18 protein-coding genes are annotated in these 25980 nt (G+C 49.6%); 17 read left to right on the top strand and 1 reads right to left on the bottom strand.

Features of this window, described 5'->3' with window-relative positions:
• Positions 1–61 precede the first annotated feature (61 nt).
• The 15 genes from BUB85_RS06875 (at position 62) to xylB (ending at position 21714) form a co-directional block, all read left to right on the top strand.
• Positions 62–319 (top strand): hypothetical protein, encoded by a 258-nt coding sequence (locus BUB85_RS06875; RefSeq protein WP_073107386.1) that lies wholly within the window; start codon positions 62–64, stop codon positions 317–319.
• Between the two features lie 601 nt (positions 320–920).
• Positions 921–3080 carry a polyphosphate kinase 1 gene (ppk1, locus tag BUB85_RS06870; protein WP_073107520.1) on the top strand — a complete coding sequence of 720 codons (2160 nt, stop codon included), beginning with the start codon at positions 921–923 and terminating at the stop codon, positions 3078–3080.
• A gap of 241 nt (positions 3081–3321) precedes the next feature.
• Entirely contained in the window at positions 3322–4809 is a 1488-nt protein-coding gene (locus BUB85_RS06865; RefSeq protein WP_073107383.1) for an extracellular solute-binding protein, read from the top strand.
• A gap of 19 nt (positions 4810–4828) precedes the next feature.
• Positions 4829–7384 carry an ATP-binding response regulator gene (locus BUB85_RS06860; protein WP_084533939.1) on the top strand — a complete coding sequence of 852 codons (2556 nt, stop codon included), beginning with the start codon at positions 4829–4831 and terminating at the stop codon, positions 7382–7384.
• 67 nt (positions 7385–7451) lie between these two features.
• Entirely contained in the window at positions 7452–8270 is an 819-nt protein-coding gene (locus tag BUB85_RS06855; RefSeq protein WP_073107377.1) for an AraC family transcriptional regulator, read from the top strand.
• 14 nt (positions 8271–8284) lie between these two features.
• Positions 8285–9334, top strand: coding sequence for a sugar ABC transporter substrate-binding protein (locus tag BUB85_RS06850; RefSeq protein WP_159434622.1), 1050 nt, complete (start codon positions 8285–8287; stop codon positions 9332–9334).
• A 3-nt stretch (positions 9335–9337) separates the two neighbouring features.
• Positions 9338–10876, top strand: coding sequence for a sensor histidine kinase (locus BUB85_RS06845; protein WP_073107373.1), 1539 nt, complete (start codon positions 9338–9340; stop codon positions 10874–10876).
• Positions 10854–12455 (top strand): response regulator, encoded by a 1602-nt coding sequence (locus tag BUB85_RS06840; RefSeq protein WP_073107370.1) that lies wholly within the window; start codon positions 10854–10856, stop codon positions 12453–12455. The genes BUB85_RS06845 and BUB85_RS06840 overlap by 23 nt, the downstream gene beginning before the upstream one ends.
• Positions 12448–13491, top strand: a complete 1044-nt coding sequence (locus BUB85_RS06835) for a sugar ABC transporter substrate-binding protein (RefSeq protein ID WP_073107367.1) — start codon at positions 12448–12450, stop codon at positions 13489–13491. Before BUB85_RS06840 ends, BUB85_RS06835 begins: the two co-directional genes overlap by 8 nt.
• 225 nt (positions 13492–13716) lie before the next feature.
• Entirely contained in the window at positions 13717–14781 is a 1065-nt protein-coding gene (gene chvE / locus BUB85_RS06830; RefSeq protein ID WP_408607070.1) for a multiple monosaccharide ABC transporter substrate-binding protein, read from the top strand.
• Positions 14782–14865: 84 nt separating this feature from the next.
• Positions 14866–16404, top strand: a complete 1539-nt coding sequence (gene mmsA / locus BUB85_RS06825) for a multiple monosaccharide ABC transporter ATP-binding protein (protein ID WP_073107358.1) — start codon at positions 14866–14868, stop codon at positions 16402–16404.
• A 3-nt stretch (positions 16405–16407) separates the two neighbouring features.
• Complete coding sequence (mmsB, locus tag BUB85_RS06820) at positions 16408–17568, top strand: multiple monosaccharide ABC transporter permease (RefSeq protein ID WP_073107355.1); 1161 nt, start codon at positions 16408–16410, stop codon at positions 17566–17568.
• Positions 17569–17814: 246 nt separating this feature from the next.
• A complete protein-coding gene (locus BUB85_RS06815; RefSeq protein ID WP_073107352.1) occupies positions 17815–18429 on the top strand; it encodes a DUF4867 family protein in 615 nt (204 codons plus the stop codon).
• Positions 18430–18625: 196 nt separating this feature from the next.
• Positions 18626–20110, top strand: coding sequence for an L-fucose/L-arabinose isomerase family protein (locus BUB85_RS06810; protein ID WP_073107349.1), 1485 nt, complete (start codon positions 18626–18628; stop codon positions 20108–20110).
• Positions 20111–20247: 137 nt separating this feature from the next.
• Complete coding sequence (gene xylB, locus BUB85_RS06805; protein WP_073107346.1) at positions 20248–21714, top strand: xylulokinase; 1467 nt, start codon at positions 20248–20250, stop codon at positions 21712–21714.
• An 89-nt stretch (positions 21715–21803) separates the two neighbouring features.
• Here the strand turns inward: xylB and BUB85_RS06800 are convergent, their stop codons facing one another.
• Positions 21804–22343 carry a TetR/AcrR family transcriptional regulator gene (locus BUB85_RS06800; RefSeq protein WP_073107343.1) on the bottom strand — a complete coding sequence of 180 codons (540 nt, stop codon included), beginning with the start codon at positions 22341–22343 and terminating at the stop codon, positions 21804–21806.
• Between the two features lie 170 nt (positions 22344–22513).
• Between BUB85_RS06800 and glgB the strand changes: the two genes are divergently transcribed.
• Both glgB and pepT read left to right on the top strand, forming a co-directional pair.
• Entirely contained in the window at positions 22514–24301 is a 1788-nt protein-coding gene (gene glgB, locus BUB85_RS06795; RefSeq protein ID WP_073107340.1) for a 1,4-alpha-glucan branching protein GlgB, read from the top strand.
• A 248-nt stretch (positions 24302–24549) separates the two neighbouring features.
• Entirely contained in the window at positions 24550–25767 is a 1218-nt protein-coding gene (gene pepT, locus BUB85_RS06790; protein ID WP_073107337.1) for a peptidase T, read from the top strand.
• The last annotated feature ends 213 nt before the right edge of the window (positions 25768–25980 follow it).

The following is a 25980-nucleotide window of genomic DNA, read 5'->3' as shown; positions in this document are numbered from 1 at the left end:
ACGCCTTGCATTTGAACAGATGTTATCTGGAGAAAAGACAAGAGTAGAAACAGAAGACCATATGATTCGATTGCAGGGAGAATGCTTTGGACTGTTAAAGCCTGTAGTTCAGATTATCCAGGGCGCGGTATCTGAGGAAGATGTAGAGCAAGTCTATTCTGTTCTCCAATGGACAGAAGATTTAAGCAGTATGCAGAGCCTGCTCATGCAGAAAAGAAACTGCAGGAAAGAAAACAAAAAGCTTGAAAAACTGTTGAAAGAAAAACTTGAAGAGAATAAGCAAATCGAGGAATATGTACAGACGATATGCATGAAGTAGGTACAGGATTCAATTCCTGCCTTTTTTAAGGAACTGTGTGGTTTTATCACATGGTTCCTTAATTTTGATATCAGGGTCAAAAGGTCATGCGTTTCGTTCTTGCACGAAAAAGCATGAATTTGGGACCCGCAAAACATGAGAAAGTAGCCCGATTAGGACGGATTTCGAATGTTTTTAGGATTATGGAAGCACGAAGTGCGGAATAATCCGTAGGTATCAAGTGTTTGTAAGAGGTATGTTAAATGTACGTAAAACTGCCGAAAAAACATTGACTTTATATGCGGAATTAGATAGATTTATTTATAAGTGAATTATGTATAATGTAATATAGTTTTGAAATCTTCAATGCAGATATATAATACTGTGGTGCCTGGACGGGAATGGTCTTCTCAGGAATTGTATGAGCAAGTGGATATTATTGGCCAGACATTTAGGTAATATTTGCTTGTTTTTTTTATGTTTTGAGATACTTAATTGCAGATACGGCACTGTGGAAATGAATGACTTGGGGAGGATGCGGTGCATGGCATGGAATAGGATATTACAATGGATCATTGATCGATTGAAACACATGATAAAAAGAGAGGAAGGAAGTACGGAAATGGCAAAAAAAGGAAATAAAAAAAAGAGCGGTGAAAAAAAGGGGCTTGCTAGGCAGCCACATATGATGAATCGTGAATTATCCTGGCTGAAATTCAATGAGAGGGTACTGAACGAAGCGGGAAATCCGAGAGTACCATTGGCGGAGCGTCTGACCTTTGCTTCTATTTATCAGTCAAATCTGGATGAATTTTATATGGTCAGAGTCGGAACGCTAATGGACCAGATGGAATCATCGGAGATTATTCGGGATAATAAAACCAATATGACCAGCGCCGAACAGGTGAAGGCAATCGTGAAGGCAACCGGAGAACTGGATCTGAAAAAGGGCAGAATTTATGAACAGCTGATGGGAGAATTGGAACCAAAAGGTATCCGACTGATTAATTTCCACCGTTTATCAGATGAAGAAGGAAAATTACTGGAGACCTATTTTGATCAGGAGATAGCACCTTATCTGTCTCCAAGCATTATCAGCAAACAGCAGCCATTTCCGTTTTTAAGAAATAAAGAAATTTATGCGGTTGCACTTCTTGCGACAAAGGGCGGGAAGACAAAGACGGCGATTATACCATGCAGCAATACCGTATTTAAAAGACTGATTGAGATTCCGACCAGACCGGGAACTTTCATGCTTTCTGAAGAAATCATACTTCATTTCCTGCCGAAATTGTTTAAAAATTTCAGCATCAGAGAAAAATCTCTTCTGCGTGTGACAAGAAATGCGGACATCGATACAGAGACGATCTACGATGAGGATCTGGATTACCGGGACGCTATGGAGAACCTGATCAAACAGAGAAAAAGAATGAATCCGGTGCGTATGGAATTATCCAGAAAACTGAATAAAAAGCTGATCGATGCGCTGTGCAAGGATATTCATGTCAATAAGGAGCACGTGTTCTTATGCAATGTACCGCTTGACATGTCCTTTGTATTTACAATTCAGAATTATCTTAAGAGCAAAAACCAGGAGGAATTATTCTTCCGGAAACGATCACCAAGAATGACTCCGGAATTGAGCGAAAAGGGGAGTCTGATTGAACAGGTAACGAAGAAAGATGTATTGTTATCTTATCCTTTTGAAAACATCAAATCGTTTACAAATCTGCTGTATGAAGCGGCGAAGGATGAATCGGTTGTATCGATCAAGATGACGCTGTACCGTCTGGCAGACAAGAGCCAGGTAGTAGATGCAATGGTAGAAGCGGCAGAGAACGGAAAAGACGTTACGGTTCTTGTTGAACTTCGGGCACGTTTTGATGAGGAGAGCAATATAGAATATTCCAGAAAGCTGGAAGAAGCAGGCTGCCATGTGATCTATGGGCTGAGCAATTATAAAGTGCATTCCAAATTATGTCTGATTACAAGAAAGACAGAGAATGGAATCGCATATATTACACAGGTGGGTACAGGAAATTATAATGAGAAAACCTCTACATTATATACAGATCTGTCTCTGATTACAGCCAATATGGAGATTGGAAAAGAGGCAGCGGAAGTGTTTGCATGTCTTCTTCGAGGCGAATTTATTGAAGAGACCAACATCCTTCTGGTAGCACCAAAATGTCTGCAGAATAAAGTTCTGGATATGATTGACGAAGAGATTGCGCATGCGAAGAACGGTGAAGATTCCTATGTGGGAATTAAGATTAATTCGCTGACGGATAAGGTAATCATAGACAAATTGATCGAGGCATCTCAGGCAGGCGTGAAAATCGAGATGGTTGTCCGTGGAATCTGCTGTCTGATTCCGGGAGTAGAGGGATATACGGAAAACATCAAAGTGGTCAGCATCGTTGGAAGATTTCTGGAACATTCGCGAATCTACCGGTTTGGAACAAAGGAACGCGAGAAAGTATATATCGCATCAGCAGACTTTATGACCAGAAATACGGTTCGTCGTGTGGAGGTTGCCGCACCGATTCTGGATGAGAAGCTTCGGGACAGATTAGATGCGATGTTTAAGACGATGCTCAGGGACGATGAGAAGGGGAAACTTCTCAATGCAAAAGGGGACTATGAGGATCAGAAATTCTCAGATGTGAAACTGGATTCACAGGAGACGTTTTATCAGATGGCTTATGAGGCGGCAGAGGAAAAGAAGGCGGCAGAGGCAGCCGCTGCACCCGTTGTTGTGAAAGAGGGAGCACAGGAATAGAATCTGCATTCTTTCCAAATAAAAAAATGAGGTATCAGAGAAATCCGATACCTCATTTTTTATGCACAAGATAAGGAGTGTACAGCAAGCCATGTTCGATTGCTCCGTTTCTGTGAAAGGCCAGGCTCTGCTTACGTGTGGGACATTTGCTTTACATCGCGAGGGGATTGTTGTAAAATTAACCCATTAGGAGCGAAAATTTAATATCACATATGGTGGTATTATACAAGGAGGGGAACATATGAAGAAGTACAATAGACTGGTGGCAGCGGTTCTGGCCGGGATTCTGACGATCGGATGTATGGCGTGTGCAGGGAAAACAACAGGGTCGACGGGAGAAACGCAGGGGAAGTCACCGCTGGATCCGAAGGATCCGACTACGATCAGAATCTGGAATTATTACAACGGCGATCAGCTGACCGCATTTGATGAACTGGTTTCGGAGTTCAACAGTACCGTCGGTATGGACGAGGGGATTGCGGTGGATAGCGTCAGTCAGGGCAGTATCGAAAATCTGGCGGATTCGCTGCTCGACGCAGCCGATGAGAAAATAGGAGCACAGGATCTTCCGACCATGGCGGCAATCTACGCGGAGACGGCGTACATCCTGGAACAGAAGGATCTTCTGGTGAATCTGGAAGACTATTTTACGGCGGAGGAGCTGGAGAAATACGTCCCCGGTTTTATTGAGGAAGGAAGAATGGTGAAGGAAGGGCAGCTGCTGCTGTTTCCGGTCTCAAAATCGACGGAGTGCTTTGCTGTGAACAAGACGGGCTGGGCAGACTTTGAGGCGGCAACGGGAATTACGATTGACAGTGTAGACAGTCTGGAGCGTCTGGTGGATGTGGCGGGGCAATACTATGAATGGAGCGATTCCCTCACGCCGGATGTGGCGGAGGATGGAAAAGCTCTGTTTGGATGGGACTCTGTGGCGAACTATATCTATATCGGAGCCGCACAGCTCGGACATGAGCTGTTCCGGGTGGAAAACGGGGAACTGATGATAGATCTGGACCGGACGACTCTGAAAACGCTGTGGGACAATTATTATATTCCTTATATTAATGGATACTTTCAGGCATCAGCGAGCCATCGTTCCGAGGACATGAAGACAGGGATGATTCTTGCCATGATCGCATCGACATCCGGAATCAGTTATCTGCCGACTGCGGTGACCGATGCGGATGACAACAGCCATGACATTGAGATCGAAGTGAAAAAACCATTGAAATTCGCGAAGGGCAAAGAAATTTCCGTACAGCAGGGAGCGGATTACTGTGTGATAAAAAGCTCCGAGAAGGAGCAGTATGCAGCGGCAGAGTTTCTGAAATGGTTCACAGAATCGAAACGGAATCTGCAGTTTTCGGTGGCTTCGGGCTATTCCGCAGTCACAAAGGAGGCAAACGATGCCGGGCTGATCAAAGAGAATTTTGTGGGGACCGGTGATTCACGGAAGGATCAGAACATTCTGAATGCGCTTCTGATCAGTGTGGATGTGTACCAAAATCAGGAAACATATACCACGGCACCGTTCAAGGGGAGTAAGGATATCAGAGCATTTCTTGAAAGCGCGCTGCAGGACACTGCCGCGAGGGACAGGGAAGCGGTCGTTCAGGCAATCGGGCAGGGCGTGAGCAGGGAAGAGGCGACGGCCGCCTACAGCTCGGATGCATATTTTGATACGTGGTTTGATGCACTTTGTACCTCGGTGAAAAGCATGGCAGAATGATAAAAATATGACTTGAGGCATGAGAGAAGGAAGGAGCGGGGAGAATGACAAGGTTCACCCCATGACAGCTATGACAGGAAAACGTACCCATTCATTGTTCAGGAAAATTATTATTCCACTGATTGTTTTGATGCTGCTGCAGTCCGTTATTTTTTTCGGCGCGACATTTTACGGGGGTGTATCGGGCACGATCAACCAGAATGCAGAGGATATTCTTGCAGAACGGGTCATAAACCAGGAGCAGGAACTGGAGGCAAAGTTTACAACACAGTGGGCCAATTTCGGCAGGGCATCCGATAACATCGGACATATTTACGACAATGTGGCGGGTGCATCCGGCAGGAATCTGTATGAGGATGCACAATTACAGAGAGCGGTATTGGCAGATGCATCGGGTGCCCTGATCGATATGCTGCGGTCAAATGAGGTTACGGGAGTTTTTCTGATTCTGAATAATGCCAAAGATTATGAGCCGCTTCGTGACGGAACGCAGCAGGAACGGTACGGGCTCTGTATCAGAGATTATTCGCCCACATCGGAATATGCGGACCGGGAGGATCTTCTGGTGGTGCGCAGCCCGTCTTCCCTGGTGGCAGATATGGGATGCTCTATGGAGGCGTGGTGGGATGCCCGCTTTACGTTTAATTCTGAGACACCGGGGGACTATTACTATAAGCCGATACAGATGGCCTATGAGAATCCGGATGCGGAAACAGATGATCTTGCATACTTTGATGGTCCTCACAGCTTCATGCAGGCTGATCGGGCAGTCGTATCGTATTCCATTCCCCTGCGGGATAAAGCGGGATATCCGTATGGGGTTCTGGGGATCGAGCTGACTACGGATTATCTGAAGACGCTGATGCCGACGGCCACCTTATCCGGTGACAATGCCGGGTGCTATGTGCTGGCACAGTATACGGAAGACTCAGAGACATATCAGACTGTGGCTTATAATGGTGCACAGTTTCAGCAGTGCTTCAGAGGTAAGACAACATTTCAGGCGAAGAGCCGCGGAGGCGGTATGATCGAGTGTGAGAACACGGAGGGTGATGTAAAGTTTATAGGAAGTGTCAGCGATCTGCAGATCTATAACCATAACACGCCTTATGAGAAGCAGAAGTTTGCGGTTATCGGGCTGGTGCGGGAGAATGCTCTTTATGGAATCAATACGATCGTGAAGCAGAGACTGATTCTCGTGTCCGCTCTGGTCATGCTGTTTGGATGTCTTTCGGTACTGCTGATCAGCAGGAGACTGACCCGCCCGATTAATAAGCTGTCCCAGAAGGTGCGCGGGATGGACGGTGGGACAGATCTGCGCCTGGAGCGCCTGAATATCGACGAGATTGATGACCTTGTGGAGTCGATTGAGGGGCTGAGCGAAAAGGTGAGCAGAAACTTCACCCGGACAGAATTTTTTTCCCGGATGAGTCATGACATGCGGACGCCTATGAATGCCATTATCGGTTTCTCTTCGCCAGAGCTTCTTGAGTCTGCCGATCCGGAACAGATTCGGGATTATATGGACAAGATCCATTCCTCCGGGAGTTATCTGCTCACGCTGATCAATGAGGTTCTGGATATGTCCAAGATTGAGATGCAGCAGATGGAGCTGCGGGAGAATGTGATCACGCAGAAGAATTTGCTGGTGGCAGTGGTGCCGATGATTCGGGAGATCGCGCAGAAGAAGGGCGTGAAGTTCGAGATCAAAGCGGATGATTCCGAGACTCCGTTTTACTGTGACAGCCAGAGAATGAGCCAGGTGCTGATGAATCTGCTGTCCAATGCGGTGCGGTTTACTGAACCGGGAGGAACGGTCAGACTGGAAGTGATGGAAGTCGGGAAGGACGAGGAGCAGGTGGTGAACTTCATCCGGGTGAGTGATAACGGCTGTGGGATGAGTGAGGAATTTCAGGAAAAGATGTACGAGCCGTTTGCACAGGAGGGACGTACCGGTGGCGGAACCGGGCTGGGGCTCGCCATCGCCAGACAGATCATCACGCTCATGGGAGGAACCATGAACTGTGTGAGCGTTCCGGAGAAGGGAACCACATTCGAACTGTATGTCACGAGCCGCATTGCTCAGATGCAGAGCAGTGCTGAGGGGGAGCAAAACGGCAATGGAAAAGTGCAGACCAGACAGCAGACGGTATGCGCACCGGGAGAATCCGGGGTGCTGTCTGGCAGGCGTGTTCTGCTCTGTGAGGATCATCCGATGAATGCTCAGATTGCAAGGCGCCTGCTGGAGCGCAAAGGAATGATCGTGGAGGAGGCACGCGACGGGGCAGAGGGGCTGAAACGCTTTTGGGATACGGACCCGGGTACGTATGATGTAATCCTGATGGACATCCGGATGCCGCGGATGAACGGGCTGGAGACAGCACAGGCCATACGCGCGCTGCAGCGGGAGGATGCGCAGAGCATTCCGATCATCGCAATGACGGCGAACGCGTTCAAGGAGGACCGTGAGGCATCAAAGAATGCGGGGATGAATGCACATCTCTCGAAACCCATTGATCCGAAGATTCTGTACGCGACGCTGGAGATGTATCTCGACCCGGAACGATTATCGTAGACTGCTTTTAAGCGAAGCGGATCCAGGCTGTCCGCTCAATAAGAAAATCAGGAGGCATAAAGAACCTATGGAGTATACACACGAACTGATTATTCCCAATGACAATCTACCCTTCAAGCTGTTCTTGTTCGAGGGGAAGGACGGCGGCTATATCCGGGAAAAGCACTGGCATCGTTCCATTGAGATTTTCGCAGTCTTCGAGGGGACGCTGACATTTATGGTAAATGAAAAGGAATGCCCGCTGCAGCAGGGCGAGTTTATACTGGTCAACACCAACGAGGTACACTCGATTCTGGCACCGGAGCCGAACAGGACCCTGGTGCTGCAGATTCCGCTGGGGGCATTTGAAAATTACTATACAGATGAGCGGTTCATTTTGTTCTCCCATAGTCCACGGGAGCAGGATGAGCGGTTCATGAGTGTGCTTGGTCAGCTGTATAAGAATTATGAGGAGCAAAAAACAGGATATGACTTTAAGGTGCAGAGCCTCTTTTTTGAGCTTATGTACCTTCTGGTCAGCAAGTATCGCAAGACCGAGGTAAACCCGGAGGCGGTCAGGCAGAATAAGCGTCTGAACCGCCTTTCGCAGATTACGGAGTATCTGCGGAGTAATTACAGAGAAGAACTGTCGCTGGAGAGTCTGGCAGAAATATTCGGTTATTCACCGACATATCTGTCCAGAATGTTTCAGAAGTATGCGAAGATCAATTATAAGACGTATCTGCAGAATATTCGTCTGGAGTATGGGATGCGGGAGCTGATGAACACGGAGCATACCATCAGCGATATCGCCGCGGACAACGGTTTTGCCAGCAGCAAGGCCTTTTCCGGGGCATTTTACAGGCGTTATGGGGTGCTCCCCAGTGAGTACAGGAAGAACAGATGAGAGGTTGGAGGAAGATGAGTGGAAAAAGCAAAAAAATCAGGGCGATGCTTCTGGTTTGTGCGGGAATACTGATTCTGGCAATCGGAATGGCGGTATATGCCATTAGAATCACACTCCACGTGGAGAGCCCGGAAGTGTCGGGAACCGGGAAGAAATATGAATATCATCTGGTGATGATCCATTCGGGTGTGGATGATGATTTCTGGAAGTCACTTTATGAAGGAGCCAGAAAAGAAGGGGAAAAGTCCGGTGCTTACGTGGAGGATTTCGGGGCGGCGGTGTCGGAGGATTATTCCACGGAAGATCTGATGGAGATGGCAATCGCAGCGAAAGTGGACGGGATCATCGTGGAGGGAAACCAGTCCGCGGAGATGAAAGAGCTGATCGACCGGGCGGAGGCGGAGAATATCACGGTGGTGACGATGATGCACGACGTGGCGGACAGCAAGCGAAAGACCTTCGTCGGGATCAACACCTACGCGCTGGGAGAAATGTACGGAAACCAGGTGGTGGATGCGCTGCAGAAAAAAAACGGAAGTACGGATTATTCGGAAGGGGAACCGAAGGTGGTGATCCTGACGGATTCCTCCAATGAGGACTCCGGTGTCACGCTGATTTATTCCAGCATTCGGGAGACCATATCACGCTCACTGAACTCCGTTCAGGTGACCAGCCTGGATCTGGATAAAAGTGAAGACTTTGAGTCCCAGGAGCAGATTCGTAATATTGTGGTCAACCATAACACGAGACCGGATGTGGTGGTCTGCCTCAGCAGTGTGGATACCATCAGCTGCAGCCAGACGATCGTCGAGTACAATCTGGCGGGAGAGATCGAAGTGATCGGTTATTACTCGGCGCCGGAGGTTCTGTCGGGAATCCAGAACGGAACCATCCGCTCCTCGGTGGATGTGGATGCGGCTGCTCTGGGAGAGACCTGTGTGTCCAGTCTGAATAAATTTCTGCTAAAGGGTTACGTCAGCGAATACGAGACCGTGGAGATCAAAATGATCACAAAGGACAACGTGGGAACGTATCTGGAACAGAATAAAGACGGGGGCGACTAGCTTATGAGAAAACTGAAAAGAAGATTTCACAACATGTCTCTTCGATACAAGCTGAGCGCCTCCTTTTTGGGAGTGTGCATCCTGCTGGTCCTGGTCAACGGAATCGTATATTTTAATCTGCGGCAGACCATCGGCCAGGTGGATGGCGTGTACAGCAGCAATCTGGAACTGAATAAGCTGATGGCGAGTCTGGATGGGGTGCAGCAGTCTCTGTACCAGTATCTGGAGACGAAAAGCTCTGCCGCTCTGGAGCAATATTATGTGTACGAGCAGAGCTATCAGGATCTCTACAGTGGGTTCAACACGGAGATCACCGGCAGTCAGGGCGCCCTGCTGGAGAAGAATATCTATAATATATCGAATACCTACCTGGGCAAGACGGATGGGGCGGTGCAGGCGAAGCGGGGACGAAATGTCTCAAAATATAAAGAAGGGTATGCAGAGAGCCAGAAGCTCTACCAATATCTGCGGTCATCGATCGATACGCTGAATGCGGATAACTTTCAGCAAAATTCAAAAAAGTATACGGTGCTCCGTGGGAGCCTCAATTCACTAATGGTCAGCGCGCTCGTTCTGCTGACAGCCGCGATGACGGTGGCCATACTCTGGATGACGTTCATCACCCGGAGCATCACGAAACCGCTGGAGGAGCTTGCAAAATCGGCCAATGAAATCGCGTGCGGGAGCATAGACGTAGGATTTCCTATTGTGGAGACCGGCGATGAGGTCGCCATTGTGGCAAAAGCCTGCAACAAGATGATGGACAGCATCCGGGACTTTATCGCCCGTATTATGGAAAATTATCAGAGGGAGGCGGAGCACATTGAAAATGAACTGAGCATGAAGAACGACTTAAATGAGGCACAGCTGCGCTATCTCCAGTCCCAGATCAACCCTCATTTCCTGTTCAACACGCTGAATGCGGGGGCACAGCTTGCCATGATGGAGGGGGCGGAGAAAACCTGCATTTTCATTGAGAATATGGCGGACTTTTTCCGTTATAATGTGCGAAAGACTGGACAGGAGACCACACTGGCCGAAGAACTGGAGCTGGTGGACAGCTACATCTATATTCTGAATGTGCGGTTCGCGGGCGACATTCATTTCGAGAAGAGAGTGAATGAAAAGCTGGTTCAGGTCACCATGCCGGGCATGATTCTGCAGCCCATCGTGGAGAACGCGGTAAACCATGGCATCCGGGGAATGGAGGGCGATGGAAGAATCCTTCTGTCCGTGTATGCACAGGAGGGCGATGTCTGCGTGGAGGTGAGCGACAATGGAGCCGGAATTGCAGACGAGACCATTGAGATGCTCATGACGAGCAGAGCGGAGGCGCAGCAGGCACAGTCGGACAGCCCGGAGGGCGGCATCGGACTCAGCAATGTGATCAGTCGCCTGAAGCGCTCCTTTGGGAGAGAGAAAGTATTTACAATAGAAAAAGGAACAGATGGCGTGGGGACAACGGTGAAGATATTTATTCCCGCCACACAGACAGAACAAAAGGAGGAGAGCAGCGCAGATGATCAAAGTACTGGTATGTGATGATGAGGGAATCGTGCGGCAGTCGCTGCGGTTTATTATGAACAAAGCGTTCGGGGAGGAGTGCCGGGTGTCGGAGGCAAAGAGCGGGCGCGAGGCGATCGAGCTCACCCAGAGTGTCCGCCCGGACGTGGCGTTCATGGATATTCAGATGCCGGGGATCAACGGGATCGAAGCTATGAAGGAGATGAAACGGGAGAATCCGAACATGCAGTTCATTGTGCTTACGGCGTACGACAAATTTTGTTATGCCAAAGAATCCATCGACCTGGGGGTGCTGGAGTTTCTGACAAAACCCATCAGCCGGGATAAGGTGGTGGAGGTGCTGCGCCGTGCAATGAATGTGGTGGAGGAGCACAAGAAAAAGAAAAGCCAGGAGCTGGAGGTGCGGGAGAAGCTGGAGACAGTAATCCCCATGATCGAGAACGGATTTATCTACAACGTGATCCTGCAGGATGAGGGGTGCTTTGAGGAGACCGGATACGAGAATCTGCTGGATATTCAGGGAAAGCATGGCTACATGATCGTGGTCGAGTTCGGCGATGACCGGAGAGAGGGCAGCATGACGAAACCGGTGGGCTCCAACGTGAAGATGCAGAAGTATTATCAGGAATTTCGCGAGATCGTGAAGGAGTTTCTGGACTGCGTCATCGGGGCACCCATGTCGAACAAGGTGATGATCTGTGTGCCCACGGAGCAGACGGTGCTGGAATATGATGACCGCGTGAAGGTCATTGAGACGGCCAGAGGAATGATCCGGAAACTGGAACAGCGGATCAGCCTGAAGTTCAAGATGGGGATCGGTTCGCTCAAGCCCATGACAAAGATCGGCGAATCCTACCGGGAGGCAGTGGCGGCAGTGCGCCAGAGTATCGGAAAGGTGACCCATATCCGGGATATTCCGGCCGGATGCAGCTATGAGACGGAGTATCCGCTGGAAGTGGAGGAGCTTATTTTCGAATCGCTCGGGAAGGGCAATGCGGATGTGCTGAGAGTACAGTGTGAGAAGTTCGTGGTGTGGATGGAGCAGAATACGCCGGAGCTGGACAACAATGTAAGGCTCAAGGCCGTGGAGTTTGTGCTGCGTGCAGAGGAGCAGGCATACCGGCATGGCGGGATGGTGTACAAGTTCCGTGGCCGGGACGGATTCCTGGAGGAGGTGCTGGAGTGCGATTCCTATGAGAGTCTCATGACGTGGTTCATGACGAAGATGCTCCGGGCGTGCAGCAACGTCAAGAGCAAGCAGAAAGAAAAAAATACAAGTATCGTGGAGAAAGCGAAAGAATATATCACAGAGCATTATGCGAGTGAATTGTCTCTGGATGAAATCTCGCGGGAGGTCAACATCAGCCCCTACTATTTCAGCAAATTGTTCAAGGAGGAGACCGGGGGCAACTACATAGAGTATGTGACGAAAACAAGAATCGAGGAGGCGAAGAAGCTGCTGATGAATCCGGAGAACAGCATCAAATCCATCTGCGTCGAGGTGGGCTACAGCGATCCGAATTATTTCAGCAGGCTGTTTAAAAAGAGTGTGGGGAAGACCCCCTCTGAGTTCAGGGAGGAAATAAATTATGAGTAAGAAACGTGTGCGCATGCTCTGCGTACTGCTCAGTGCTGTTTTTGTGTTTGCTGCGGGCTGTGCCAAGACCGAGCCGCAGGAGAAGACCACCGCGGAGTCAGCACTTCAAAAGACACAGATCGGGATCACCTTTGACACCTTTGTGCTGGAGCGGTGGCTGAAGGACCGCGATGTGTTCGTTGCCACAGCCCAGAAGATGGGGGCAGAGGTGAATGTGCAGAACGCCAACGGGGATGTGGAGAAGCAGAAGGAACAGATCAACCGGTTCGTGCAGGACAAGGTGGATGTGATCGTGGTGATTCCGGTGGACTGCTATGAACTGGGAGAGGAAGTGGAGAATGCGAGAAATCATGGAATCGAAGTGATTTCCTATGACCGCATGATCCAGAATGCGAAAACCGATTTGTACATCACGGTCGACAGTGAGAAGGTGGGAGAAGAGATGGGCCGGATCATGGTGGAGAAGCTGCCGGAGGGCGGCAATGTGGTGATGATCTGCGGACCGGAGATGGACACCAACTGCATGTGGCTGGCGCACGGATTCGAGACGGCGATCGCTGACAGCAATCTGAAGGTAGTGTATAAGACGCACGTGGAGGCATGGACTTCGGAATATGGAACGCAGGCCATGCGGGAGGCTTTGAGCCAGACGGACCAGATCGACGGCTTGATGTGCGGAAATGACGGGCTGGCCGGTTTTGCCATTCAGGTGCTCAGCGAGCAGCAGCTGGCGGGGAAAGTAGTCGTGACCGGTCAGGATGCGGACTTGGAGGCCTGCCAGAGGATTGTGGAGGGAACCCAGGCCATGACCGGTTTCAAGCCCATCGGAGAACTTGCGAGGATGGCGGCAGAGTTCGCGGTGCAGCTGGCGGACAAAGGGACGATCAAGTCCGTGAAGGATACCAGGGATAATCAGGTGGCGGAGATACCGTATTATGGCCTGGATCCGATTGCGGTGACCCGGGAAAATATGGACGAGGTGATCGTCGACTCGGGCTTTCATCTCCGCGATGAGGTATATCTGAATGTGGAGTAGCATTCTTTTGATATGACAAAAAAACAAAAATGTGCTAATAAAAAACAGGATGAAAGAATCCTCATAAAATTGTGCGGGACATGACAAACATGTCCTGTTACCCTCGTGATATAGTAGTTTCAACAAGTAATTGCGAAAGCGATTGCAAAATACACTATACAGGAGGGTTTTTTTATGAAAAGAAGATTTCAAAAATTAGTGGCAATCGGACTTGCAGCGGCAATGATGTTCTCATTGGCTGCATGTACCAGCGGAGACAAGGCTGCATCAAGCGGCGGCTCAACAGCAGACACAGCGAAGAAGACAGAGGCTGGAACCGGAAAGATCGGTGTGGCAATGCCGACAAAGGATCTGCAGCGCTGGAATCAGGACGGCGAGAACATGAAAAAAGAGCTGGAGGCAGCTGGCTATGAAGTAGACCTTCAGTACGCAAGCAACGAAGTTGCAACACAGGTATCCCAGATCGAGAACATGATTTCCGGTGGATGCGAAGCACTGGTTATCGCTTCTATCGACGGTGAGTCACTCGGAACTCCACTCCAGGCAGCAAAGGACGCAGGAATCCAGGTAATCGCTTATGACCGTCTGATCATGAACTCTGACGCAGTTTCATACTACGCTACATTTGACAACTACATGGTAGGTACAAAACAGGGCGAATACTTAGAAGAAAAACTTGATTTGAAAAACGCAGCAGGCCCATTCAACATCGAGATCTTCACAGGCGATCCTGGTGACAACAATGCAAAATTCTTCTACAATGGCGCAATGGACGTTCTGAAACCATACGTGGATGATGGAAAATTAGTAGTACAGTCCGGACAGGTCGACTTCGCAGAAGTAGCAACAGCAGACTGGGCAACAGAGAAGGCACAGGCAAGAATGGATGCCATCATCGCTTCAAACTATGCAGACAAGAAACTTGACGCAGTACTCTGCTCAAACGATTCTACATCACTTGGTGTTGAAAACTCACTGGAAGCAAACTACAATGGCGAATGGCCGGTAATCACAGGTCAGGACTGTGACGTTGCAAACACAAAGAACCTGATCGCAGACAAGCAGTCTATGGACATCTTCAAAGATACACGTGATCTTGCAAAACAGACAGTAGCTATGGTAGATGCACTCATGGGCGGCGGAAAAGCTGAGACAAACGACAATGAGACTTATGACAATGGTACAGGCATCATTCCTTCATACCTGTGTGAGCCAGTCGTAGTTACAAAAGACAACTACAAAGAAATCTTAATTGACTCCGGTTACTATGCAGAGGATGATCTGAAATAATAGCAACAGATAGAAAAAATGACTGACAGGCGGGTGAATTCCCGCCTGCATTAAGTTAGAAGTATCGGAAAGGGAGGGATATAGTTGGCGGATATACTATTAGAGATGAAAAATATAACCAAGACATTCCCGGGAGTAAAGGCGCTTGACAATGTCAATCTGCAGGTGGAAGCGGGAGAGATCCATGCACTTGTAGGAGAAAACGGCGCCGGAAAATCCACATTGATGAATGTTCTCAGCGGAATCTATCCACATGGATCCTACGAGGGGGACATTATCTACAAAGGGGAAGTATGTAAATTCGGAAAAATCAAAGACAGCGAGGGGAAAGGAATCGTAATCATCCACCAGGAGCTGGCTCTGGTACCATATATGACCATCGGCGAGAATATGTACCTTGGAAATGAACAGGGAAGTCCGATGGCAATCGACTGGAATAAGACTTACGATGAGGCTGACAAATATCTGAAGCAGGTCGGTCTGGCAGAATCTTCCCAGACACTGATCAAGGATATCGGAGTCGGCAAGCAGCAGCTTGTGGAGATCGCGAAGGCACTTGCCAAGCACGCCAAACTCCTGATTCTCGATGAGCCGACCTCCTCACTGAACGAGGCGGATTCAAAGGCCCTGCTCGATCTGCTTCTGGCGTTCAAACAGCAGGGAATGACCTCGATCATTATCTCACACAAATTAAATGAGATCGCATATGTTGCAGATAAGATTACCGTAATCCGTGACGGAGCGACGATCGAGACGCTGGACAAAGCGGTGGACGATGTCTCAGAGGACCGCATCATTCAGGGCATGGTAGGAAGAGATCTGACAGACCGGTTCCCGGAGCGCGAGAATAAGAACATCGGCGAAGTGGCACTGGAGGTGAAGGATTGGACGGTATATCATCCTGTTTACACGGACCGCAAGGTGGTGGACAATGTGGCCATCAACGTGCGCAAGGGTGAGGTGCTGGGAATCTCGGGACTGATGGGTGCCGGAAGAACAGAACTTGCCATGAGCATTTTCGGTAAGAGCTACGGGACGAGTATTTCAGGGCATCTGTTCAAGGACGGAAAAGAGATTCATTTACATAATGTGCGGGAGGCAATCGACCATAAGATCGCGTATGTGACAGAGGACAGAAAGGGCAACGGACTGATTCTTTCCAACCCGATAAAAATAAACAACACACTTGCGAACCTGAAGGGCGTCAGCAAACATCACGTGATCGACCATGACAAGGAGTACGCTGTCGCAGAGGAGTACCGGAAGAAGCTGAAAACAAAATGTCCGACAGTGGAGCAGAACGTGGGGAACCTGAGCGGAGGAAATCAGCAGAAGGTTCTTTTGTCGGAATGGATGTTCGCGGAGCCGGATATCCTGATTCTTGACGAGCCGACCCGTGGTATCGATGTCGGTGCAAAGTACGAGATCTACTGTATCATCAATGATCTGGTGGCGGAAGGGAAATCTGTGATTATGATTTCTTCTGAGCTTCCAGAGGTTCTGGGAATGTCCGACCGCATCTACATTATGAATGAGGGGAAGATCGCGGGAGAACTGATGGCAGAAGAGGCGACACAGGAAAAGATCATGTCATATATTTTGAAATCAGGAAAAGGAGAGTAGACAATGGATAAAACAAATATGTCAGCATTTTTTAAAAAATACACGATGGTCATCGCTCTGATTCTCATCACACTGTTTTTTACATGGAGAACGGGCGGAAATATGATTCTTCCGCAGAATGTCAATAACCTGATTGCACAGAACGCATACGTGTTCGTGCTTGCAACCGGTATGCTGCTTTGTATTCTGACTGGTGGTAACATCGACCTTAGCGTTGGTTCGGTTGTCTGCTTTGTGGGAGCAATCGGTGGACAGCTGATGGTAAATAAGGGATGGAACCCGGGAATGGCAATGGTCGTCATGCTCCTGGTGGGAATTGTCATCGGTGTATGGCAGGGCTTCTGGATCGCCTATGTACGTATTCCTCCATTCATCACAACTCTGGCCGGAATGCTTATTTTCCGTGGTCTTTCCAACGTGGTACTGAACGGTCTGACCCTTGCGCCGATGCCGGCGTCATATCTGGCACTGTTCAACAGCTATATTGTAGATGTATTCCACGGGAACAGCATTAACATTACCTGTATCGTGGTTGGTCTCATTGCCACAGTGGGATTCCTTGCTGCATCCTTTGCGGGAAGAGCCGCAAAGGCAAAAAAAGGCTATGCTCTGAAACCGATGGGCGGGTTTGTCGGACGCTGCGTGGTAATCAGTGCGGTTATCATGGTATTCATGTGGAGACTTGCACAGTATAAAGGTATTCCGACTGTATTGATCTGGCTTGCACTGATCATTATGATTTATGCATATATCACCTCGAAGACAACCATCGGACGTCACTTCTACGCGGTGGGCGGCAACGAGAAGGCGGCAGAGTTATCCGGTATTAATACGAACAAGGTATATTTCCTCGCTTATGCCAACATGGGAATGCTGGCGGCAGTTGCAGCGATGATCACTATCGCCAGACTAAATTCAGCGAACCCGACGGCGGGTACCAACTACGAGATGGATGCCATCGGCTCCTGCTTCATCGGTGGAGCTTCTGCATACGGCGGAACCGGTACGGTTCCGGGCGTTATCATCGGTGCAACACTGATGGGCGTTATCAACCTTGGTATGTCCATCATGGGTGTGGATGCCAACTGGCAGAAGGTAGTAAAGGGCTGTGTACTTCTTGCGGCTGTCATCTTCGATGTTGTTTCCAAGAAACGTGCAAAATAGTGGGCGTGGAAAATAGGAGATGTGCAAAATAGGAGATGTGTGAAATAAAAATACGGAGGGGCGGAAGAGAGGGATCTTTTCCGCCCCTCTGGCGTGTGCTCCACTTTGCTGTCCGGGATAAATAAAAGACAAGAAAGTGACATTGAGAAGTCAAGTTTTCGGTCGATAAAAATAAGGAAGACTGCTATAGTAGAGACATGGAAAATGACGTGAGGGTGCGACATATCGCAAAAGGAGGTTTTCAGAATGAAGATTCAAAATGTAACAGATACCGCGTTCGGAAAATATGGAAGAGTGCTGAAAGGGTACGACTGCACGCGGCTCATCAAAGAGATGGAGCATACACCGCTCCCTGAGGATGTCATCTATGTTCCAGGTGTGGAGGAATTAGAAGCACTGCCGGTCGCAAAAGAGTTCCAGAACAGAGGTTACGGCGGACTGCCCATCGAGATCGGGTACTGTAACGGTGACAATCATGCGCTGAATGCGCTGGAGTATCACCGTTCTTCAGAAATCAATGTGGCGGTGACGGACCTGATTCTGCTGCTCGGATTACAGCAGGACATCCGGGAGGATCACACTTATGATACTTCTGCTGTGGAGGCATTCCGGGTTCCGGCGGGAACGGCGATCGAGGTCTATGCAACCACTCTCCACTATGCACCGTGCAGCGCAGCGGAGACCGGATTTAAATGCGTGGTCATCCTGCCGAAGGGGACAAATCTGGAACTGGATTTCACCCTGCAGGGCGCGGACGATGACTGCCTGATGACGGCGAAGAACAAATGGCTCATCGCGCATCCGGATGCGGGAATTGAGGGAGCATTTCACGGGCTGACAGGGGAGAATCTTACGGTGTAACCGTCCGCTTTACTGTCTGTGTAACCGGAGATACTTCCGTAAAAAAACGACAGAAGTCAGGAAGATATTGAACACAATTGAATATGTTCTTTGCTATAATAAAACGGAAATGTAAAAGAGTCAATTTTAATTCATGTGCTTTATTACACGGCGTTAGAGAAGCCGAGGGTAATATAACACCATTATAGGAGGAAAAATAATGAATATGCCAGAAGTAAAAATCGGAGTTGTTGCGGTCAGCCGGGATTGTTTTCCGGAGAGTCTGTCCGTGTCGAGAAGAGAGGCGCTGATGAAGGCCTGCAGAGAGAAATACAGCAATATCGACATTTACGAATGTCCGATCTGCATCGTGGAGAGTGAGATTCACATGGTACAGGCACTGGAGGATATCAAGAAGGCCGGATGTAACGCGCTTGCCGTATATCTTGGGAACTTTGGACCGGAGATTGCCGAGACACTGCTCGCTAAACATTTCGACGGACCGAAGATGTTCGTTGCCGCAGCCGAGGAGTCGGGAAACAGTCTGCTGGACGGCCGCGGAGACGCTTACTGCGGGATGCTCAACGCAAGCTATAACCTGAAGCTTCGCAACATCAAAGCATACATTCCGGAATATCCGGTCGGCACAGCGGAAGAATGTGCTGACATGATCGCGGAGTTCGCGCCGGTGGCAAGAGCCGTCATCGCGCTCAGCGAACTGAAGATTATTGGGTTTGGCCCACGTCCGCTGAATTTCCTTGCGTGCAATGCACCGATTAAGCCATTATATGATCTGGGGGTTGAGATTGAGGAAAACTCAGAGCTGGATCTGTTCGAAGCATTTAACAGGCATGCGGGAGACAAGCGAATCCCATCCATAGTGGCAGAGATGGAGGCAGAACTCGGTGCAGGCAACAAGAAACCGGAGATCCTTTCTAAGCTGGCGCAGTATGAGCTGACCTTGAAAGACTGGGTCAACGATCACAAAGGATACCGCAAGTACGTGGCAATTGCAGGAAAATGCTGGCCGGCATTCCAGACCCAGTTCGGATTCGTTCCGTGTTACGTGAACAGCAGGCTGACTGCACAGGGCATTCCGGTATCCTGCGAGGTAGACATCTACGGAGCACTGAGCGAGTTTATCGGAACCGTAGTCAGCCAGGATACGGTGACACTGCTCGATATCAACAACTCCGTGCCGAAGGATATGTACGACGAGGACATCAGCGGCAAATTCCCATATACACACAAAGATACATTTATGGGATTCCACTGCGGAAATACCGCAGCCGGAAAGCTGTCCTTCTGTGAGATGAAGTACCAGAAGATCATGGCGAGAAGTCTTCCGATCGAGGTGACGAATGGAACACTCGAGGGTGACATCATGCCGGGAGACATCACATTCTTCAGACTGCAGAGCACCGCAGACTGCAAGCTCAGAGCATATGTGGCACAGGGAGAAGTACTTCCGGTGGCAACCAGATCCTTCGGGTCCATCGGTGTGTTCGCAATCCCGGAGATGGGCAGATTCTACCGCCACGTGCTGATTGAGAAGAACTATCCGCATCACGGTGCTGTGGCGTTCGGTCACTGGGGTAAAACACTGTACGAAGTATTCAAATACATCGGAGTGCCGGTAGAAGAGATCGGTTTTAACCAGCCAAAAGACATGCTGTACCCGACAGAGAATCCGTTTGCATAAAAAGGGACAGAGCAAAAGTGCAATTGGGGACGTAGCAAAGTTGCAACTTTGCTACGTCCCCAATTGACCATTGCTATGTCCCCAATTGACCATTGCTGTGTCCCCAATTGACAATTGACACGAAAAGGAGGTAATTTATGTTATATATCGGAGTTGATTTAGGTACGTCCGCGGTGAAATTACTGCTGATGGACGGAGCTGGTAAAATTGAAAATATTGTTTCGAAGGAATATCCGCTCAGTTTCCCACATCCGGGCTGGTCGGAGCAGAATCCGGAGGACTGGTATGTGAATGCTGTGGAGGGGATCCGGGAGCTGACGGCGAATTGCGACAGATCGCAGGTGGCCGGTATCAGCTTCGGTGGACAGATGCATGGTCTTGTTGCACTGGATGAACAGGATCATGTCATTCGCCCGGCAATTCTGTGGAACGACGGACGAACTGGAAAGGAGACGGCGTATCTCAATGAAGTAATCGGAAAGGAGAAACTGTCTCAGTATACGGCAAATATCGCGTTTGCGGGCTTTACAGCACCAAAGCTTCTGTGGATGAAGGAAAATGAGCCGGAAAATTTTGCGAAGATCACAAAAATCATGCTGCCCAAGGATTATTTGGCATATAAGCTGTCCGGCGTGTTCTGCAGCGATTATTCGGATGCATCCGGCATGCTGCTCATGGATGTGGAAAACCGCTGCTGGTCTAAGGAAATGATGGAAATCTGCGGTGTGACGGAAAATCAGCTGCCAACACTTTACGAGAGCTATGAGGTGGTCGGAACGCTGAAGCCGGAGGTGGCAGATACGCTTGGACTTTCTGCAGAGGTGAAGGTGATCGCCGGGGCGGGCGACAACGCGGCGGCGGCAGTCGGAACCGGAACGGTGGGCGACGGGATGTGCAACATTTCCCTGGGAACATCAGGTACAATCTTCATTTCCAGCAGGAACTTCGGGGTAGATAAGCACAATGCGCTTCACTCCTTCGCCCATGCAGACGGCGCGTACCATCTGATGGGATGTATGCTCAGCGCGGCGTCCTGCAACAAGTGGTGGATGGATGAGATCCTTCGGACAAAGGACTATGCCAAGGAGCAGGCACACATCACAAAACTGGGAGAAAATAATGTGTACTATCTTCCGTACCTGATGGGGGAGCGTTCCCCGCACAATGATCCGAAAGCGAGAGCGACCTTTGTCGGCATGACCATGGACACGACGCGTGCAGACATGACACAGGCTGTGCTGGAGGGAGTGGCGTTCGGACTCCGCGATTCGCTGGAGGTGGCGCGAAGTCTCGGCATCCAGATCGAGCGGACGAAGATCTGCGGCGGTGGAGCGAAGAGCCCGCGCTGGAAGAAGATCATTGCCAATGTCATGAACCTGAAGGTGGATGTGATCGAGAGCGAGGAGGGCCCGGGCTTCGGCGGTGCAATTCTGGCGGCAGTGGGCTGCGGGGAGTATGCGTCCGTCGCGGAGGCGGCCGGGAAACTCGTGAAGGTGGTCGATACGGTGGAGCCAGAAGCAGAACTGGTGAAAAAGTATGAGGAAAAATATCAAAAATTCCGTAAGATTTATCCCACACTCAAGGGGCTGTTCCAGGAGCTGTAGTAAAAAATCCAGAAATGAAGTCGCAGGACATTCATTTCTGGATTTTTTAACCTCATCAAGGAAGTCCCCCACTTCAAGTGTGAAGAACACTAAGTGGTGGGCGAGACCATCATTGTCTGCATGATCTGGTCCAGCGCGTCCAATACCTGCTTTTCGCCGAACAGATGCCGGTTTTCTGTATATGCATAATAACATCCCAGAATCTGATAAGTCAGCCGGGTGTTAAATGCGGCATCATCCCGCAGATCGGGATTGCGCTGAAAGATGTGCTGCCGAATGCCCTGTTCAATATTATAGGGAAGAATATTGGCGCGGGAACCCGAAAAAAGAATCTCGATCAAATGCTGCTGCGCGTGGAAGGCGATGATCAGTTCCCTGAAAAACTGGGAGGTATCGGACAGGACGGAGTCCGCGTGAGGGAGCCCGTCCAGAATGTCCTGAATGATTTCCTTCTCCAGAGTATCGGACAAGTCATAAATGTCATGGTAGTGCAGATAGAAAGTGGCTTTGCTGATCTCCGCCAGCCCGGCCAGTTCCTTGATGGTAATCCGCTCCAGCGGTTTCTGCGCACGCAGCTGCAGAAATGCGTTGGTGATATTTCGTTTTGTTTTCTTTTCTCTCAGATCCATAGAACCCCACTTTCTGGCCAATTTCCACTAAATGTCCATTAATTGACAAATAACAAAAACAGAGAATTTTAATCATGTTAAAAACTTGTTATACTAATTATAAGAAGATAATAGATGATAGTCAATTAAAGTTACACAATTTTTGATGAGAAAAAAAGGAGAAAAACACTATGGATATGTATGGCTTTTATACAGGCAAAGGATTTGATGCATATGAATTTCTGGGGTCCCATGCAACTGACGGCGGAGTGACCTTCCGCACCTTTGCGCCGGCTGCGGCGGGGGTGTGCCTGCGCTATGGGGAGAAGGAGATAGAAATCCCCATGAACCGCGCCTATGACGGTAACTTTTATGAAGTGACGGTGCCCGGCTGCGGGGAGGGGACAACCTATGAATTTCGTATCTACCAGAAGGATGGCACTTACACGGACCACTGTGATCCCTATGGATTCGAGATGGAACTGCGTCCGGCACACCGCTCGATTGTCAGCAGCCTGTCGAAATATACATTTCAGGATGCGAAATGGATGCGGCAGAGAACGACCTGCGAGAATACGCCGCTGAATATCTATGAACTTCACATGGGGTCCTGGCACAGAAAGACAGACCCGGCAAGACCCTGGTACCGCTACGATGAGATTGCGGAGCCGCTGATAGCTCACTTAAAAGAAAGTGGTTACAACTATGTGGAATTTATGCCCCTGAGCGAACATCCCTGCGATGAGAGCTGGGGATATCAGAACACCGGATTTTTTGCACCAACCAGCAGGTATGGAACGGGCGCCCAGCTTATGGAACTGATCGACCGGCTTCACCAGGCGGGAATCGGTGCGGTACTGGATTTTGTTCCGGTGCATTTTGCAGTGGATGATTACTCGCTTGCACGGTATGACGGAAGTTTTTTATATGAGTATCCTAGCAATGATGTGGGCGTGAGCGAGTGGGGAAGCTGCAATTTCATGCATTCCCGCGGCGAAGTCCGAAGCTTTCTGCAGTCGGCGGCAAATTACTGGCTGAAGGAGTATCATTTTGATGGCCTGCGTATGGATGCCATCAGCCGGATCATTTTCTGGAACGGCGAGGAGAGCCGCGGCGTGAACGGAAATGGTGTGGATTTTCTGAAATTCATGAACAGCGGACTAAAACAGCAGAATCCAAACTGCATCCTCATGGCGGAGGATTCCACCAGCTACCCGGACGTGACGAAGCCTGTGGAGCAGGGCGGGCTGGGCTTTGATTATAAATGGGACATGGGCTGGATGCACGACACGCTGGAGTACTTCCAGATGGATCCGGAGTACCGGTCCGCGAACTACCATAAACTGACGTTTTCCATGATGTATTTCCGGAATGAGAAGTACCTGCTGCCATTCTCACACGACGAGGTGGTGCACGGCAAGGCGACCATCCTACAGAAAATGAACGGGCTGTATGAACAAAAATTCCCACAGGGGAGAGCACTGTATCTGTACATGATGGTGCATCCGGGCAAGAAGCTGAACTTTATGGGAAATGAAATCGGTCAGCTGCGGGAGTGGGATGAGAAGCGTGAGCAGGACTGGGAGCTTCTGGGATATCCGATACACGATTCTTTCTATCATTATATGTCGGAGCTGAACCGGATTTATCTGGCGCATCCGGCACTGTGGGCAGAGGACTATGAAGAGCAGGGCTTTCAGTGGCTGGACTGCCATCAGGAGCAGCGGTGCATCTACGCGATAGAGAGAAAAACGGAAAAAGAGCGGCTGGCGGCACTGTTTAATCTGGGTGCGGAGATGCAGGAGGATTATATCCTGGAGATTCCGGGTGCAAAACCGAAGGATGTGGAGATACTGCTGAACAGTGACTGGCAGCGCTTCAGTGGAGAGACACCGGAGGACAGTGCGTGCTATCGCGTGGTGGACGGAAAGCTAGTATTTTCTCTGCCGGCATTTTCAGCGGTGCTGCTTCAGATATAGCATGGAAGGTTCACAATCAGACGGCGAAGCAGATTCAGGAGTGTCTGCATTACCTATAGAAGTGAAAATTACAGGGTGTTGAGAGGAGGTTTTTATCCGCTATGCATGACGGATGAAAACCTCGTTTCATTATGGATAAACCATTCTTTCCATGGTATACTTAGGAAGGTAATAGTGAATGCCAGAACCGGCATCAGTTTCTGCTGGTTACAGAGAAAAATAAAAAGAAAATCAGGGAGAATAATATAATGAAAGCTTATGAAAGATTATTACGTTACGTGGTGGTGCGCACTCCGAGTGATGAGGAAAGCGACACGGTGCCGTCATCCAAGTGCCAGTTTGAACTTGCACGCATGCTGGCAGCAGAACTGAAAGAACTGGGAGTGGAAGATGCGGTGGTCGATGAGCAGTGTTATCTTTACGGACACATCCCGGCCACGGAAGGGTATGAGGACAGGCAGAGTATCGGATTTATTGCACATATGGATACGGTGTCGGATTTTTGCAGCCATGCGATCGTGCCGGTCGTGACGGAAAATTATGACGGAAAGGATTTGGTTCTTGGGGAAAGCGGGCGCACGATCCGTACAGATGTTTTCAAGGAACTGCCGCTGCTCAAGGGACGTACACTGATTACCAGCGATGGGACGACCATTCTCGGGGCGGATGACAAGGCGGGGATCGCTGAGATCATGACGCTGATTGAGCGGCTCAGGGATGAGAATATCCCGCACGGACCGATTTCCATCGCATTTACTCCGGATGAAGAAATCGGAATGGGAGCGGCACGCTTCGATGTAAAAAAATTCGGTGCAGAGTTTGCCTACACACTGGACGGCGACACAGAGGGAGAGATTCAGTATGAAAATTTCAACGCATGTGCGGCGGACTTTCTGGTAAAAGGGGTAAATGTTCACCCGGGATCCAGCAAGGATACGATGGTCAATGCCAGTCTGGTTGCTATGGAGATCAACGCCATGCTGCCTGGTTGCGAGACACCGCGGGATACCGAAGAATATGAAGGGTTTTACCATCTGCTGAGCATGAGCGGTGAGGTGGGCGAGGCAAAACTCCAGTACATTGTGCGTGACCACGATACGGTTTCCTTTGCGGCACGTCAGAAGACCCTTCGCCACATCGAAAAAATCATGAACGAGAAATGGGGAGCAGGGACAGTGGAGCTCACGATCACCCAGCAGTACCGAAATATGCTGGAGATCATTGAAGAACATATGCATCTGATTGACCGGGCGAAGGCCGCCTGCGAAAGAGCGGGGGTTCCGGCTCAGATTCTTCCGATTCGCGGAGGCACAGATGGAGCACAGCTGAGCTTTAAGGGGCTGCCGTGCCCGAATCTTGGGACGGGCGGACACGGTTTCCACGGTCCTTATGAGCACATCACAGCCGAGGGAATGGAAAAGTCTGTGGATATTGTGACAGAGCTGGTGAAGCTGTATGCAGAATAACTTTACAAAAGCTGCGTAAGATTACGAGGAAACAGCAAAGCGGATTCCGAGTATCCGCCGGACTATAAAAATGTAACGAAAACCGGGAAGAAGGGGGTTACAAAAAGCGTGAACAGGGATATAATTGACAGACAGACAGACAGACAGACAGACAGACAGACAGACAGACAGACAGACAGACAGACAGACAGACAGACAGACAGACAGACAGAC

This window comes from Hespellia stercorisuis DSM 15480 (genome assembly GCF_900142165.1).
GTDB classification, from domain to species: Bacteria; Bacillota; Clostridia; order Lachnospirales; family Lachnospiraceae; genus Hespellia; species Hespellia stercorisuis.
Note: the sequence above shows the minus strand (reverse complement) of the source record. Positions and strands in the feature narration are given on the sequence as shown.

What these genes read in the sequence shown, in the direction of transcription:
- BUB85_RS06840 (WP_073107370.1), top strand. Translation starts at nt 10,854, where the DNA reads ATGATCAAAGTACTGGTATGTGATGATGAGGGAATCGTGCGGCAGTCG.
- BUB85_RS06845 (WP_073107373.1), top strand. Translation starts at nt 9,338, where the DNA reads ATGAGAAAACTGAAAAGAAGATTTCACAACATGTCTCTTCGATACAAG.
- BUB85_RS06855 (WP_073107377.1), top strand. Translation starts at nt 7,452, where the DNA reads ATGGAGTATACACACGAACTGATTATTCCCAATGACAATCTACCCTTC.
- BUB85_RS06835 (WP_073107367.1), top strand. Translation starts at nt 12,448, where the DNA reads ATGAGTAAGAAACGTGTGCGCATGCTCTGCGTACTGCTCAGTGCTGTT.
- xylB (WP_073107346.1), top strand. Translation starts at nt 20,248, where the DNA reads ATGTTATATATCGGAGTTGATTTAGGTACGTCCGCGGTGAAATTACTG.
- BUB85_RS06860 (WP_084533939.1), top strand. Translation starts at nt 4,829, where the DNA reads ATGAGAGAAGGAAGGAGCGGGGAGAATGACAAGGTTCACCCCATGACA.
- BUB85_RS06815 (WP_073107352.1), top strand. Translation starts at nt 17,815, where the DNA reads ATGAAGATTCAAAATGTAACAGATACCGCGTTCGGAAAATATGGAAGA.
- mmsB (WP_073107355.1), top strand. Translation starts at nt 16,408, where the DNA reads ATGGATAAAACAAATATGTCAGCATTTTTTAAAAAATACACGATGGTC.
- pepT (WP_073107337.1), top strand. Translation starts at nt 24,550, where the DNA reads ATGAAAGCTTATGAAAGATTATTACGTTACGTGGTGGTGCGCACTCCG.
- BUB85_RS06865 (WP_073107383.1), top strand. Translation starts at nt 3,322, where the DNA reads ATGAAGAAGTACAATAGACTGGTGGCAGCGGTTCTGGCCGGGATTCTG.
- BUB85_RS06800 (WP_073107343.1), bottom strand. Translation starts at nt 22,343, where the DNA reads ATGGATCTGAGAGAAAAGAAAACAAAACGAAATATCACCAACGCATTT.
- BUB85_RS06875 (WP_073107386.1), top strand. Translation starts at nt 62, where the DNA reads ATGATTCGATTGCAGGGAGAATGCTTTGGACTGTTAAAGCCTGTAGTT.
- chvE (WP_408607070.1), top strand. Translation starts at nt 13,717, where the DNA reads ATGTTCTCATTGGCTGCATGTACCAGCGGAGACAAGGCTGCATCAAGC.
- glgB (WP_073107340.1), top strand. Translation starts at nt 22,514, where the DNA reads ATGGATATGTATGGCTTTTATACAGGCAAAGGATTTGATGCATATGAA.
- BUB85_RS06850 (WP_159434622.1), top strand. Translation starts at nt 8,285, where the DNA reads ATGAGTGGAAAAAGCAAAAAAATCAGGGCGATGCTTCTGGTTTGTGCG.
- ppk1 (WP_073107520.1), top strand. Translation starts at nt 921, where the DNA reads ATGGCAAAAAAAGGAAATAAAAAAAAGAGCGGTGAAAAAAAGGGGCTT.